This is a genomic window from Acidovorax sp. FG42 (assembly GCF_057809195.1).
The window spans coordinates 69,596-83,260 of sequence record NZ_JBMDJM010000009.1 but is presented as its reverse complement, the minus strand read 5'-3'; the positions used below and the strand labels follow the sequence as shown (position 1 = coordinate 83,260).

At 65.4% G+C, this 13,665-nt stretch carries 11 protein-coding genes; 2 read left to right on the top strand and 9 right to left on the bottom strand.

What is annotated here, in order from left to right; genetic code table 11:
• Positions 1-53: 53 nt before the first annotated feature.
• From ACODSM_RS11540 to ACODSM_RS11500, 9 genes are all read right to left on the bottom strand, one after another.
• A complete protein-coding gene (locus ACODSM_RS11540; protein WP_488805354.1) occupies positions 54-350 on the bottom strand; it encodes a DUF4148 domain-containing protein in 297 nt (98 codons plus the stop codon).
• 260 nt (positions 351-610) lie between these two features.
• Positions 611-1,201 carry a DUF2894 domain-containing protein gene (locus tag ACODSM_RS11535; protein WP_488805353.1) on the bottom strand — a complete coding sequence of 197 codons (591 nt, stop codon included), beginning with the start codon at positions 1,199-1,201 and terminating at the stop codon, positions 611-613.
• Entirely contained in the window at positions 1,198-1,866 is a 669-nt protein-coding gene (locus ACODSM_RS11530) for an OmpA family protein (RefSeq protein WP_488805352.1), read from the bottom strand. The genes ACODSM_RS11535 and ACODSM_RS11530 overlap by 4 nt, the downstream gene beginning before the upstream one ends.
• Positions 1,863-4,532 carry a DUF802 domain-containing protein gene (locus tag ACODSM_RS11525; RefSeq protein ID WP_488805351.1) on the bottom strand — a complete coding sequence of 890 codons (2,670 nt, stop codon included), beginning with the start codon at positions 4,530-4,532 and terminating at the stop codon, positions 1,863-1,865. Before ACODSM_RS11525 ends, ACODSM_RS11530 begins: the two co-directional genes overlap by 4 nt.
• On the bottom strand, positions 4,529-5,329 hold the full coding sequence (locus ACODSM_RS11520; RefSeq protein WP_488805350.1) for a DUF3348 family protein: 801 nt from the start codon (positions 5,327-5,329) through the stop codon (positions 4,529-4,531). The genes ACODSM_RS11525 and ACODSM_RS11520 overlap by 4 nt, the downstream gene beginning before the upstream one ends.
• 257 nt (positions 5,330-5,586) lie before the next feature.
• Positions 5,587-6,864, bottom strand: a complete 1,278-nt coding sequence (gene boxA / locus ACODSM_RS11515) for a benzoyl-CoA 2,3-epoxidase subunit BoxA (RefSeq protein WP_488805349.1) — start codon at positions 6,862-6,864, stop codon at positions 5,587-5,589.
• Positions 6,865-7,017: 153 nt separating this feature from the next.
• Positions 7,018-8,445: a benzoyl-CoA 2,3-epoxidase subunit BoxB gene (boxB, locus tag ACODSM_RS11510; RefSeq protein WP_060985649.1), complete on the bottom strand. Its 1,428-nt coding sequence runs from the start codon at positions 8,443-8,445 to the stop codon at positions 7,018-7,020.
• A 41-nt stretch (positions 8,446-8,486) separates the two neighbouring features.
• Positions 8,487-10,157, bottom strand: coding sequence for a 2,3-epoxybenzoyl-CoA dihydrolase (boxC, locus tag ACODSM_RS11505; protein WP_488805348.1), 1,671 nt, complete (start codon positions 10,155-10,157; stop codon positions 8,487-8,489).
• Between the two features lie 269 nt (positions 10,158-10,426).
• On the bottom strand, positions 10,427-11,368 hold the full coding sequence (locus tag ACODSM_RS11500; protein WP_060985647.1) for a helix-turn-helix transcriptional regulator: 942 nt from the start codon (positions 11,366-11,368) through the stop codon (positions 10,427-10,429).
• Positions 11,369-11,559: 191 nt separating this feature from the next.
• Between ACODSM_RS11500 and ACODSM_RS11495 the strand changes: the two genes are divergently transcribed.
• On the top strand, positions 11,560-12,027 hold the full coding sequence (locus ACODSM_RS11495) for a 4-hydroxylaminobenzoate lyase (RefSeq protein WP_488805347.1): 468 nt from the start codon (positions 11,560-11,562) through the stop codon (positions 12,025-12,027).
• 55 nt (positions 12,028-12,082) lie between these two features.
• Positions 12,083-13,633 carry a 3,4-dehydroadipyl-CoA semialdehyde dehydrogenase gene (locus ACODSM_RS11490; RefSeq protein WP_488805346.1) on the top strand — a complete coding sequence of 517 codons (1,551 nt, stop codon included), beginning with the start codon at positions 12,083-12,085 and terminating at the stop codon, positions 13,631-13,633.
• The last annotated feature ends 32 nt before the right edge of the window (positions 13,634-13,665 follow it).

Sequence of the window (13,665 nt, the reverse complement as noted above, 5' to 3'; positions counted from 1 at the left end):
GCCGCAGGGGATGCGCCGGGCGGTGGCGGCCGAAACGCCCGCATCGGCTTGCATTACATGGCGTTGCCGATTTCGCCGTGGGAGATCTGGCCCGTGCGAACAGCTTCTGCGGCCTGGGCGCGCACGGCAGCGCGGTCGGCGGTGGATTGGTAGGTGGCAACGCGCGAGCCAGCAGGTTCCATGCTGTGTGTTTTGGCTTCTGCCACGGCCTCTGCGCGGACTTCGGCGCGGGTGCGTTGGGTTTCGAATTGGGTCGCAAATTGCGAAGCATCGGCTTCGTCAGCGTGGGCGCCCAACGAGGCGAAAGCGGCAACAGCAGCGATGGAGAGGAAGCGTACGGTCTTGTTCATGATGCAAATCCTTGAATAAAAAAGCGTCTCAAAAAAAGCCGGTGTGAGGTGCACAAAGTGATGACAAAAAATCACTTCGCTCCGGGTTCGGTGAGTCGCCAGAAGGGTTCGGCTCATCGATGGGATGAACTGTACGCCGATGGTGTTCAATTAAAAACCACTGAGTTTTTAATTGACTATTCTGGTATTCGAAATAATTGGACTGAGATCTGAATGCACTGAGCGGCGATCTCTGCATGCCTTGCGGCAGCCGTGGCGGGTCAGTGCTTGCTGCGCGCCTTGCGTGCTGGGCGGGGGGCGGGGGTGGGAGGCTTGTGGCTCGCCTGATCCAGCCACAGCAACGTGTCCATGTGCGCCATGAAGTGGCGCAGATAGTCCGGAGACAGGGTGCGCATCAGGCTGAGGGAGCGCAGCACCAGTTTGTGCGCGTTGAGGGGGCCCGCATTCTCCGGCCCTCGGTGCAGGGCATGTACCACCTGCTGCTCCGCAGCGATGTGGGACCAGGCCTTGCTGAACTGGTGCACGCTTTTGAGCGCGGGCAATGGAGCGCAGTCCATCGCAAAGGGGTCGCCCGCGGCGGCGCTGTGCCGGGGCATTCCCAAGGACTGATTCAGTTGTGCCAGCGCGGAGTCCGCGTTGGCATGGCGTTCGTGGCGAGTTGATGGCGTGGTGTGGGGCGCCTTCCGGGGGTAGCTCGCCAGCGCGGCTTCCAGCTTGTGCGCCAGCAGCCGCTGCACGGCGGCCGGCTGGCCGGGCAGGCGGCGTGCCAGCACTTCCAGATAGTGGAAGCGCGCGGGGTCGTGATGGTGCGCGCCTGCTGCGCGCAAGGCCTCCAGGCGGGGATCGGTCATGGGGCTCGGGGGGGCTCGGCCGGCCGTTGAGGCGCAGCCTTGGGGACGGGCGCCATCTCCACGCGGCGGTTTTGTGCACGGCCTTTTTCGTCACTGTTGTCAGCCACGGGTTGTTCTGCACCAAAGGCCGCCGCGAACACCTGGGACGACGGCATGCCTTCGTCAATCAGCGCCCGGGTCACGGTGAGGGCCCGCTGGGCCGACAGCTCCAGGTTGTCCGCAAAACGTTTCTGGCTGCCGCGCAGCAACGCGGTGTTGTCGGTGAAGCCGCTGACCATGAGCATTTCATCGCGCTCGCGCAAATACACCGCCAATGGCTGGACCAGGCTTTTGAGTAACTGTCGTCCCTCGGTACGCAGTTCGTCCGAGCCGGTGGCAAACAGCACACTGCCGCTGATGCCAATGCGTCCGTTGTTCACCGTCACGCGCCCAGCAGCCAGCGGAACGGCCAACGCCTTTTCGAGCGCCATGCGCCGCTGCTCTTCCATCTGGCGCTTTTGCACTTCTTGCTGCAGGCTGGCCACCAGGTCAATCTGCACCACCAGCACGCCGACGAGGATCAACACAAAAGCACCCAGCAGCCCCGCCATCAGATCGCCAAAGACGGCCCACACGGGTGCCGTCTGGTCGGTGGCATCGTCCAGAGTGTCGTCCACGCCGATCACGCAGGCACCCCTTGTTCTGCCGTGGCTCGGCCATGGAGTCGGCGCAGGTCTTCGACGATGCCTTGTTGTGCGCTGATGCTCAGGTCAATCACCTCGCGGGCCTGTGCCACGTAGTAGGCCAGTTGCTCGTCGCTGCGGCCCATAGACTCGCGAAGCGCGCCCTCCATGCCTTGCAGGCTCTCCACCAGCTTGTCGTTGCTGGCGCTGAACAGGCCCACGCCGTGCTGGAAGGATTCACCGAGGCTGGACAACTCGATGGCGCTGGCGGCCACTTGCGCAGCGACCTCGTCCACCTTGCCCGCTTGTGCACCCAGGGCCTGCGCAAACTGCTGGCCCGCCTGCTCCAGTACCTGGGCGGCCGAGCCCACCAGGGCGTCAATGGCCGCGCGCTGCTGCACAGCAGCTTCGTTCACGGATTGCAGCAGTGTGCCCAACTGCTGCGTCATGGCCGTGCGCTCAGCCAGTGCGAGGTTGTCGCGCTCGCCCAGGCGTGTCATTTCCTGTCGCAACTGGGTGATGACTTCGGCTGCTGCCTGTGGCACGTCGGAGGCGGTCTGCAGCAGGCGCGTGAGCGGTGCTTCCAGCGCAGCGCCGAGGGTGGCCAGGTGCTCTGCCACGGCGGCTTGCAGCGTCTCCAGACGGTCTACAGCTGCCTGTCCGCGTGTGGCTTCGGCATCGCGCAGGGCGACCAGCTCATCGCGCCACACCTGGGTCAGTGCCTCCATGCGCTGGCCCTGGGCTTGCACCCACTGGGCTTCGGTGTCGATGCGTGTGCGCAGCAGCGCGTCGGATTGCTCCATCAGCGCAGTGGTGCTGCCCAAGGTGCGTTCCACCTGGGCGTTCAGTTGCTGGCTCACCTGTGTGGCGGTGTCCTCCAGCGTCTGTACCAGGGCGCGTTGTTGTTCCACGGTTTGGGTGGCGGCGCGCTGCCATCCGGCGCTGAGCGTGCGCGCAAGGTTCTCCAGGGACTGGCTCCAGTCTGCCAGCCGTTGCGTGTCGGCGTCGCGCTGTGCCTGCTGGGCATCGGCGGCTGTGGTTTGCAAGGCAGCCAGCAAGGCCTCTGAGCGTTGTTCGAAGGCGCTGTTGGCGGACTGCAGGCGGTGTTCGATCTGCTGGGCGGCTTGGGCGAGTGCCGCGCTGGTGGCCTGGTGTTGTTCCGCAGTCTGTGCCCCGGCGCTCTGCCATTCGCCGCTGATTGCCTGGGCCATCTGGTGCATGGACTGGGTCCAGTCGGCAAGCCGCTGCGCGTCCGCAGACCGTTGGGCAGCGTGGGCTTCGGCCACGGTGGCTTGCAGCGTGGTGACCAGTGCTTCGGCCTGCTGTGCAAAGGCCTGGGTGGTGGCCTGCAATTGCCGGTCCATCTGCTGTGCTGTGCGCTCCAAGGCCCGGCCCACCTCCTGCTGTTGGGTCAGGGTGTGGGTGCCTGCACGCTGCCATTCAGCGGCGAGGTTGCGGGCCATGTCCTGCATGGTGTGCTCCCAGCCTTGCAGTCGCCGTTGGTCCACCTCCGCCTGGGCGGCCTGTTGCTGTGCGGCTGATGCGTGCAGGGAGTCCACCAGGGATTTCGAGCGGTCGTCAAAAGCCTGCGTGAGTGTTTGCAATGCGCCCTCGAACTGGGTTGCCAGTGCGCCCTGCGTGTTCGTCTGCTGGTCGAGCGCCTGGGCCCAGGTGTCGGCCACCTTGCGTGCGGTGCCCTCCCATTGCGCGCTGAGATTTTGCAGCTGCTGACTGGTGTGTTCTCGCAGCCTTTCGTGGGTGCGCTGGGACTCTTGTGCCAGCGTCGCCATGGCCTGTTCCACCACCGGGCGCATGGCGGCAGTGGCCTGCTGGGCACTGGTGCTCAGGCTGTCTTGCAGCGATGCGCCCACGGCCTGCGCCAATTGGGTGTAGGCGGCAGAGGCCTCTTTGTGAAACCCCTGCTGTTGCGCCAGCAGCTGGTCGTTGAGCTGGCTGTGGCGGCGCTCCAGCCCCTCCATCATGGCTTGCAGGCGGTCGGCAATCAGCGGCAGGGCCTGGGCCTGCGCTTGCAGGGCCTGCAGGGTGTCCTCACGCCGTTGGGCGGAAGAGAAGGCCCGAAACAGCGTGGGGATGCCTGCATCCAGCTGGCGGACCGCCTGCAGCCTTTCCCGGCGGCTCAGGGCGGACAACAGGCCCAGCGCGGCCGACGTAGCCACCCCCGCGACGGACGTACCAAACGACAGGCCCAGTCCCTTGATGGGCGCAGCCAGTGCGTTGCGGATGGATTCCAGGTTGCCGGAGGCCTCCAGGGCGAACACGGCGCCGTGGAACGTCACCACCATGCCCACGAAGGTGCCCAGCATGCCCAGCATCACCAGCAGTCCTACCAGGTAGGGTGTGAGCGCGGGGCCTGGCAAGGCCACTCTCTCGCCTTCGATGCGTTGCCGAACCGGGTGGCGCAGTGCCGGGTCCAGGCTTTCCAGCCAGGCCTCCAGCGCAGGAGGCTCTTGACGGGCGTCGAGCGCGCGCGTCAGCGAGGCGGTGGCCGCGCGATAGCGCATCAGCTCCCAGGCTCCCAGCAGGTACGTTGCGGCGATCATCACCGTCATTGCCAGTGCCAGCGGGCTGTGGCCTATAAAACCCCAGCTCACCCAGCCAGCGGCCGCGAGGCCTGTGGCAAAGATGGCTGTCATCACACTCTTGTTCATTCCTGTTGTCCTGTCGTGTCGTTCTGGGCCGCTTCCAGCAGTCCCGTAATTGGTTCCATGCGCGTTTGCAGCTCTGCGGTGAGCAGGGTCTGCATGTCGCGTTCGAAGGCCCACAGCCAGCCTCCTGCCTGCCGCCAGCGCGCAGGCTCATCGGTCAGCCCCTGGGCGGTCAGCCGGTGCTGGTGTTGCCGATGGCGGTGCGCCAGTCGGCGCTCCAGATGCGCGGGGAGCAAGGCCCACAGCCGTTGCTCACGCGGTGCCAGCATGTGCTCCATGACGGCGTCCAGCGCCGCTACCTGGCGCAACTTGGGGGTACCCTGTGCGATCGCCTGGCGCACTTGCGCCCTCAGGGGCTGCAGCCGCAGCTCCATCTGCTTTTGCTGGTCCAGATAGCGTGGCGCATGGGTGGCGAAATCCGTCTCCACCGCCGGGTCGGGCAGTTCCACGGGCGTGTTGTCCGCCCGGGCCCGCAGCGGTTTGGGTGCAGCGGGCCTGGTGGTCAGCTGGCCTTCGAGATCGGCCCGAACCTTCGCTACCAGGCCGGCGAGTGCCGTCATGTTCAGCACCATGGGTGGGCGTTGTGCACTGCCTGCCTGCGATGGCAGGGTCTCGATCGCGTGTAGCGCCCGGCTGAGCTGGACGGCGTCCACGGTTCCCAGCCATTGGCTCAGCTGCTCTGCCACGTCGGGGGGCTTGACGGCTGGCACCGGACGCGCGGCCCGCTCACTGGCTTCCCGCGTCCATTGCTGGAGCAGGACCACGAGGGGTGAGCTGTTGAGTCGGTGGTGTTGGGTCATCCCGCGAAGGCTGTGCACTGGGTGGGCACGGCCGAGCGGGAGGGGCCGGCGGCGCGTGCAGGAGGGAACGGGTCCCCGTAGGCAAAGCCCGCTATTTTCGCAGGAACGAAAGGCCGGTCGGCCGGTCAGCGTCCGGCGTTGCAGCTGTTACACGACGGAAAGAGCGCCATGCAGCGCCCAGAGGCCCAGCCGCTGGGCCTTTTGGAGGCTCCAGGGCTTGAATTAGAGAGAGACCTCAGGCCAAGGCCTTTACGGCCTTAATAGGTTTCCAGGTGCAGTCGGCCTTCGCGCTGCAGCGTCGCGCCCAGGGTCTCCCAGCTCAGCCCTGCCTCTTGCGCTATGTCACGCAGTGCCATCACCACGCCTTCTTCCATGCCCTTGAGGCCGCAGACGTAGAAGTGGCTGTTGTCGTCGCGCAGCAAGGCCAGCAGATCGGCGGCGCGCTCGCGCATCAGGTCTTGCACGTAGCGCTTGGGCTGCCCGGGCGTGCGGGAGAAAGCCAGGTTGATGTCGATGAAGTCTTTGGGCAGGCTTTGCAGGGGGCCGAAGTAGGGCAGTTCCTGCTGCGTGCGTGCACCAAAGAACAGCAGGAGCTTGCCACCTTCGAATTTGCCGCTGTTGCGCAGCCTGCGCCGCCACTCGGTCATGGCGCGCATGGGAGCGCTGCCAGTGCCGGTGCAGATCATCACGATGTGCGATCGCGGGTGGTTGGGCATGAGGAAGCTGCTGCCGAACGGCCCCACCACTTGCACCTTGTCGCCCACCTTCAGGTCGCACACATAGTTGGAGGCCACGCCACGCACAGGGTTGCCATCGTGGTCCACGGTCACGCGCTTCACGGTCAGCGCTAGGTTGTTGTATCCGGGGCGTTCACCGTTGCGTGGGCTGGCCACCGAGTATTGGCGCGCGTGGTGCGGCTTGCCAAGCGCATCGGTGCCCGGCGGGATGATGCCAATCGATTGCCCTTCCAGCACAGGGAACGGCATGCTGCCGAAGTCGAGCACCACATGGTGGGTTTCGCTCTCAAAACCCGCCTCGGTGCAGTTGAAGTTGCCGACCACGGTGGCTGTGGTCGGGTTTTTGGGTGGAAACAGATTGGTGTACGGATGTGCGGCGGACCAGGGCGGTACCGTGGCTCCGTACTGGGCAGACCGAAACACCTGCGTGCCCGGCTCTGCCGGGGCCTCAACGGCTTGTTGTGGTGCTGCCGCCGCTGTGGCGGGTTCTGCGCCTGCCGCAACCAGTTCGTGGGGAGTGAGCTCGCCGGGCAGCTCTTCCCAGCTGAACTGCTCTTCAATGCTGTAGGCCCTTCCCACCGGCACCGCGCGCCAGTTGTCGATGGAACCTGTGGGGCATGGCGATATGCAGGCCATGCAGCCATTGCACACATCCGCCCGCACCACGTAGTTGTTGTCGTCGTGCGTGATCGCATTGACCGGGCAGGTGGCCTCGCAGGTGTTGCAGCGGATGCAGATCTCGGGGTCGATCAAGTGCTGCTTCAGGATGCCGTTGTCGATCAGCGTGTGGGTTTCCATAGTCGTTCTTCGTGCAATGTCTGTCGACGGGTGCTGTGACCTTGCATGCGTTGGCTGGCTTCAGTCGATACCGAGCAAAACTTCTGTGCCTGGCCGCAGGCGCCGGGATGCCCCTGGTAGAGGCGGGCGCTGGCGGCTCAGGCTCAGCAGGGGTCAATTGAAACGCACGTACTCGAAATCCACCGGCTGGCGGTTGATGCCCATGACCGGGGGCGCAATCCAGCCAGCGAACTTGCCCGGCTCGACCACGCGGCCCATCAACGACGCCACAAACGCGAAGTCTTCGGGCGTGGGCAGCCATTCGGCCTTGCGTGCGGTCCATTCCGCCTCGCTCACCACGCGGCCGTCGGGCGACATCTTGATGCCGGCCAGCGCGCCGATCTGGCGATTGAAGGCCTTGTGGGGCACCACCAGGCGGGTGGGGACGCCGGCCTTCTCCAGCACCTTGTTCCACCGGCCCACGCCTGCCATGGAGTCCTTGATGAAGTCGTCGCGCAGCACTTCGTTCAGCGCGTTGAGCATGGGCACTTCTTTTTCCAGTAACTGGCCGTCCTTGACCTCCAGCACCTTGTACGTCTGACCCTTGAGCACGTGGTCGTCGGTGCGTTTGCCTTCTTCGTAGCGACCCTTGAGGCCTGAGCTGTAGAAGGTGGCGGCGTTGCTCGACTGGTCTGCGCCGAACAGGTCGATGGTCACGCTGTAGTGGAAGTTGAGGTAGCGCTGGATGGTGGGCAGGTCGATGGCGCCCGCTGCACGCACCTGCGCAGGGTCATCGGTCTTGAGGTCGTTCATCACCTGCGCAGTGCGCGACAGCACGCGCGAGATGCCGCTTTCGCCCACAAACATGTGGTGGGCCTCTTCGGTCAGCATGAACTTGGTGGTGCGCGCCAGCGGGTCAAAGGCGCTCTCTGCCAGCGCCGAGAGCTGGAACTTGCCGTCGCGGTCGGTGAAGTAGGTGAACATGAAAAACGCCAGCCAATCCGGCGTCTTTTCATTGAACGCGCCCAGGATGCGCGGGTTGTTCTCGTCGCCGGACTGGCGTTGCAGCAGCGCTTCAGCTTCTTCGCGGCCGTCGCGGCCAAAGTGCTTGTGCAGCAGGTACACCATGGCCCACAGGTGACGGCCCTCTTCCACATTGATCTGGAATAGGTTGCGCAGGTCGTACATGCTGGGCGCCGTCAGGCCCAGGTGGCGCTGCTGCTCTACCGAGGCTGGCTCCGTGTCACCCTGGGTCACGATGATGCGGCGCAGGTTGGCGCGGTGTTCGCCGGGCACGTCTTGCCAGGCTTTTTCGCCTTTGTGGTCGCCAAAGTGGATTTCGCGGTTGGTATCGCCAGGGTTCAGAAAGATGCCCCAGCGGTAGTCGCGCATCTTCACATGGCCAAACTGTGCCCAGCCATTCGGGTCTACGCTGACGGCGGTGCGCAGATAAACCTCATGATTGGTCGATCCCTCAGGGCCCACGTCGTCCCACCAGTTGATGAAGTTGGGCTGCCAGCCTTCGAGCGCGCGCTGCAGCGTGCGGTCTTCGCCGAGGTTGACGTTGTTGGGGATCTTCTCGCTGTAGTTGATGCTGCTCATGGGGTGCTCCTCTGGATGGAAATCGAATGCAGGGCAGGGGGTCAGACGCGCGTCTGGTCAAACCCGGCCTTCTGGCCGGTGCCGTAGACCTTGAGCGCGCCCTTTTCGCCCACGGCGTTGGGACGGTTGAAGATCCAGTTCTGCCACGCGGTCAGGCGCCCGAAGATGCGGGTGTTCATGTTTTCCTTGCTGGCAAAACGCAGGTTGGCCTCCAGGCCGGTCAGCGCGTCGGGCGACATGGCGGCGCGTTCTTCGATGGCGATGCGGATTTCGTCGGCCCAGTCGATGTCGTCGGGGGCGGCTGTGACCAGGCCCAGTGCGAGCGCACTGTCCGCGTCCAGCGGCCGGCCGGCGGCTGCGCGGACCGCTTCCAGTGGGCCTGCCTCTTCATAGAAGCGGCGCTGCAGGCGGCTTTGGTCATTCACCATAGGCAACAAGCCAAAGTTGAATGCGTTCAGGGTGAGCGTTGGTGCCTGCTCGGGCGCGTCGGGCAGGGCCAGCATGTAGGTACGGTCCGCCGCCAGCGCCAGCTCTGCCAGGGTGCCGGCAAAAGCTGAGCCCGTCTCTATCAGCGCGAAAAGGCTGCGCGAGGACACATCCAGACGGGCAAAGGTGCGCCGCAGTGCGCCGATGGTCTCGCGCACCAGCCAGTGGTCCTGGTGGGCCAGCAGGACGGCATCACTGGCCAGCACCGCTTGTGCGTCCCCTTCGGTCTTCAGCAGCCAGGTGCCAATGTCCAGCTCGTTGGTGCGCAGGTTCAGGATGGCGTCGTCAAGCTCGCGGGCCATTGCCAGCGGCCACCAGGCGGCGCCTGCTGCTTCAATGGCGGCCGTGTCTGCGGGATGCGCCCCTTGAGGTGCCCGGATGCACAACGTGGCCGTGCGCCGTGCGCGGTCGATGTCCACCGTCACGTGCTGGTAGCGCATGCCGTCGGCATGGTCCTGCCGCTCCACGCGGGGCAGGGCAATGCCTTGTGCGCCGCTGGGGCGGGTGCTGGTCTGTGCATGGGCGGCAGCTCGCTCTTGCACCGTGGCGGCAAATTGCGCGGGCTTGGCAATACGGTCCACCAGGCGCCAGTCCACCGCGCGCTGGCCGCGCACACCCTCCACGCTGGTGCAGAAGATGTCGGCCAGATCGTGCCGCACGCGGCGCTTGTCCGTGACGCGTGTCAGCCCGCCGGTGCCGGGCAACACGCCCAGCAAAGGCACTTCGGGCAGCGATACGGCAGACGACCGGTCATCGACCAGGATGATTTCATCGCACGCCAGTGCCAGCTCGTAGCCGCCGCCTGCACAGGCGCCATTCACGGCCGCAATGAACTTGAGGCCCGAGTGTTTGGAGGAGTCTTCAATGCCGTTGCGCGTTTCGTTGGTGAACTTGCAGAAGTTGACCTTCCAGGCGTGGCTGGATACCCCCAGCATGAAGATGTTGGCGCCCGAGCAAAAGATGCGGTCCTTGCCGCTGGTGACGATGACGCTGCGCACGTTGGGGTGCTCAAAGCGGATGCGGTTGAGTGCGTCATGCAGCTCAATGTCCACCCCCAGGTCGTAGCTGTTGAGCTTGAGCTTGTAGCCAGGACGAATCCCGCCGTCCTCCGCAATGTCGAGGGACAGCCGTGCAATGGCGCCCTCGACCGACAAGGTCCAGTGGCGGTACTGCGTGGGGTCAGTGCGGTAGTCAACGCGTTCGGGAGCGTGGGTGAGGTCTGCCATGAGGTCTCCGTGGAGAATTAATGCAATATAGTGCTTATTGCTTACTGTTGATGTGCATCATCATGCATGTTATGCGGTATGTCAATGCATTTTTTTGCCGATGGCAGTCGGGCGGATGTGCAGCGCTAATGAGGGCTGCGCAGGGGTGTGAGGGGGCGAACTGCACAGGCCACCGTGGCGGTGGCGCTGTGCGGTGCCGGGAGGGGTGTGGGTGTGGGTGCTGCGGCGCCCGTGTCCGGGCTGCAGCCGCTCAGGGGGCGTGCGGGGTTTTACGCCGCCCGGGCCATGGCCTTGCGCACACTGGCACTCAGGGCTTGCAGGCTTTGCTCGGGCGTCTGGCCGGAGGTGTCCACCGTAATTTCGGCCTTGGAATAAAAAGCAGCGCGCCCGTCCAGGATGCGCTTGAGATCGTCCATGGCCTCTTTGCTGGCGGCCATCGGGCGCATGTCGCCCTGGGCGACCACGCGCCCCATGTGTTCCTCGGGCGCGGCCCGCAACCACACGGTGGTGCAGTGGGCCAGCAGTTCGTTGAAAGTGGCGGGGTCCGACACGATGCCGCCCGGCGTGGCAATGACCACCTCGCTGTGGATCTGTATCGTTTCTTCCAGCGCCCTGCGCTCGTAGCGGCGGTAGGCGGTGGTGCCGTACAGGTCGTGGATTTCACGCACGCTGCACCCTGCGAGGGCCTCGATGGCGCGGCTCAGTTCAATGAACGGTACGTCCAGCTCGCGCGCCAGCAACGGCCCCAGTGTGGATTTGCCAGCCCCCCGCAGACCCACCAGCGCGATGCGGCGGTGCCTTGCTGCGTCGTTGTGCCCCCCGCTCAGCAGCTCGTGCAGCGCCAGGCGCGCGCGGCGCAGTTCGGGCTCGCTGCGGTGTTCCAGCAGTTCGCGGATCAGCAGCCATTCGGGCGATTGTGTCGTGAAGTCGCCCACCAGCTCCGCCAGCGAGCAGTGCAGGGCATGGGCCACCTGCTGCAGCACCAGGATGGAAGCGTTGCCGGTGCCGTACTCCAGGTTGGCCAGGTGGCGCTCCGACACATCGGCAGCCACGGCCACTGCCTTGCGGGTCAGGCCCCGCTGCGCACGCAGGTTGCGAACGCGCTCGCCCAAAGCCACCAAAAGGGGGTTCTTGGGCTCTTCAGCCGATGGCGGCGCACCCTCCTGCGCGGAGGCGGGTGCCAGCAGCCCCGCCGTTTCTGTTTCGTTCATACCCATCCTTTTCATGGAGCACCCTGGCCTTCTCAGGGAAAACGCCATGCATGCACTATAGTGCTTGACATGGATCTTTGAGGTAACTATGGTTCGTTAATTGGCAAAATACTGCATGTTTTGGATGCGCGCAAGGCGGTGGATCAAAAACGGTGCAGATTGGGCCCCGACTCTAGCTGCACCCACCGCCCATGTCCGACAAAACTGCATTTCACCAAGCCCTGGCTGATCTGACCGCCCAGCTCGCTGGCAAACCCCTGGATGCCGCGCTCGCGCAATGGCTTAACACTGCACACGGCCCCACCAGTGCGACCTACCAGCGCTTGCGGGAGGCGTGTATTCAGGGTGCGCGTGAGGGGTGGTTGTGTGAACGCGAGGGCGGTGGCATTCGCTACGGCCGTGTGTTCAAGCCCGAAGATGCCCTGCACCGGTTTTCTGTGGACGTGGTGGACATGCAAAACATTGCAGGCCCCCACCACACCCACCCGCAGGGCGAAATCGATTTGATCATGCCGCGGGAGGGCGATGCGGTGTTTGACGGCCACCCTGCCGGATGGTGCGTTTACCCGCCCGGCAGTGCCCACCACCCCACGGTGGCACACGGCAGAGCGCTGGTGCTGTACCTGCTGCCCGAGGGGCAGATCCAGTTCACCCGCTAGTGCTGGCGCCTGCGCTGCTTCCCCATGGACCTTCTCGCTCTGAAAGACCGACTGCATGACTGAATTGCTCGCCAACCACGTTGCCGGCCGCTGGCAACACGGAACAGGGCCCGGCATCGAGCTGCGCGATCCTGTACTGGGCACCGCCCTGGTGCGGGTGGACGCCACGGGGTTGAACCTGCCAGAGGCCTTTGCGTTTGCCCGCGAACAGGGCGGGACTGCGCTGCGCGCCGCCACCTACCGTGAGCGGGCCGCCATGCTCGGTGCGGTCGCCAAGGTGTTGCAGGCGCACCGCGACAGTTACTACGACATTGCCACTGCCAACTCCGGCACCGTCAAGACAGACTCAGCGGTGGACATCGACGGGGGAATCTTCACCCTCGGCCAATACGCCAGATGGGGTGATGCGCTGGGCGATGTGCGCGTGCTGCGCGACGGGGACGCCGTCAGGCTGGGTAAGGACCCGGTCTTTCAGTCGCAACACCTGCAGGTGCCCCGGCCTGGGGTGGCGCTGTGCATCAACGCCTTCAACTTTCCCGCCTGGGGGCTGTGGGAAAAAGCCGCGCCCGCCTTGCTGTCGGGCATGCCGGTCATCGTCAAGCCCGGCACATCCACGGCATGGCTGACCCAGCGCATGGTGCAGGACGTGGTGAACGCGGGGGTGTTGCCCGTCGGTGCACTGTCGATCATCGCGGGAAGCTCGGCGGGCCTGATGGATGCGCTGCAACCGTTTGATGTGGTCTCGTTCACCGGCTCTGCCGAGACAGCGGGCCTTGTGCGGGCGCATCCGGCGGTGGCGCAGCGTTCGGTGCGCGCCAACGTCGAGGCCGACAGCCTCAATGCCGCGCTGCTGATGCCTGATGCGGCGCCCGGCAGCGCCGCCTTTGACTTGCTGGTGCGCGAAGTCGTCCGCGAGATGACCGTCAAGTCCGGCCAGAAGTGCACCGCCATCCGCCGCATCCTGGTTCCCGCCGCGTTGTACGCCGCGGTGGCCGAGGCGGTCAGTGCCCAACTGGCCAGCGTGGTGGTGGGCAACCCCCGCAACCCGGAAGTGCGCATGGGCTCGCTGGTCAGTCGCGCGCAGTTCAATGGCGTGCAGGCCGGCATTGCCGCCCTGGCCGCCCATACCGACGTCCTGCACGACGGCCGAACCCGGCCCCTGGTTGACGCCGACCCTGCCGTGGCGGCCTGCGTCGGCCCGGTGCTGCTGGGCGCGCGCGATGCCGACCGGGTCACCATCGTCCATGACGTAGAGGTGTTTGGCCCGGTGGCCACCTTGCTGCCCTACAACGACCTGCCCCATGCGCTGGCCCTGGCGCAGCGAGGCCAGGGCTCGCTCGTGACCTCGCTCTACGGCGCCGACGACAAGGCCCTGGCCAAGGCCGCCATTGCGCTGGCGGCGAGCAACGGCCGGGTGCATGTGGTGACGCCGGCCGTGGCCACTGCGCACACGGGCCACGGCAATGTCATGCCCATGTCGCTGCATGGTGGGCCCGGCCGGGCTGGCGGTGGTGCCGAGCTGGGCGGCCTGCGGGCGCTGGACTTCTATCACCAGCGCAGTGCGGTGCAGGCCAGCCCCGAAGTGCTCGCGGCGCTGGGCTGCTGACCCCGAACCCACCCACAAAAACAACGCCATCG

Bases quoted from the DNA above. Each gene is read 5' to 3' on its own strand.
- ACODSM_RS11540 (WP_488805354.1), bottom strand. From the start codon at position 350: ATGAACAAGACCGTACGCTTCCTCTCCATCGCTGCTGTTGCCGCTTTC.
- ACODSM_RS11490 (WP_488805346.1), top strand. From the start codon at position 12,083: ATGACTGAATTGCTCGCCAACCACGTTGCCGGCCGCTGGCAACACGGA.
- ACODSM_RS11500 (WP_060985647.1), bottom strand. From the start codon at position 11,368: ATGAACGAAACAGAAACGGCGGGGCTGCTGGCACCCGCCTCCGCGCAG.
- ACODSM_RS11495 (WP_488805347.1), top strand. From the start codon at position 11,560: ATGTCCGACAAAACTGCATTTCACCAAGCCCTGGCTGATCTGACCGCC.
- boxB (WP_060985649.1), bottom strand. From the start codon at position 8,445: ATGAGCAGCATCAACTACAGCGAGAAGATCCCCAACAACGTCAACCTC.
- ACODSM_RS11525 (WP_488805351.1), bottom strand. From the start codon at position 4,532: ATGAACAAGAGTGTGATGACAGCCATCTTTGCCACAGGCCTCGCGGCC.
- boxC (WP_488805348.1), bottom strand. From the start codon at position 10,157: ATGGCAGACCTCACCCACGCTCCCGAACGCGTTGACTACCGCACTGAC.
- ACODSM_RS11535 (WP_488805353.1), bottom strand. From the start codon at position 1,201: ATGACCGATCCCCGCCTGGAGGCCTTGCGCGCAGCAGGCGCGCACCAT.
- boxA (WP_488805349.1), bottom strand. From the start codon at position 6,864: ATGGAAACCCACACGCTGATCGACAACGGCATCCTGAAGCAGCACTTG.
- ACODSM_RS11520 (WP_488805350.1), bottom strand. From the start codon at position 5,329: ATGACCCAACACCACCGACTCAACAGCTCACCCCTCGTGGTCCTGCTC.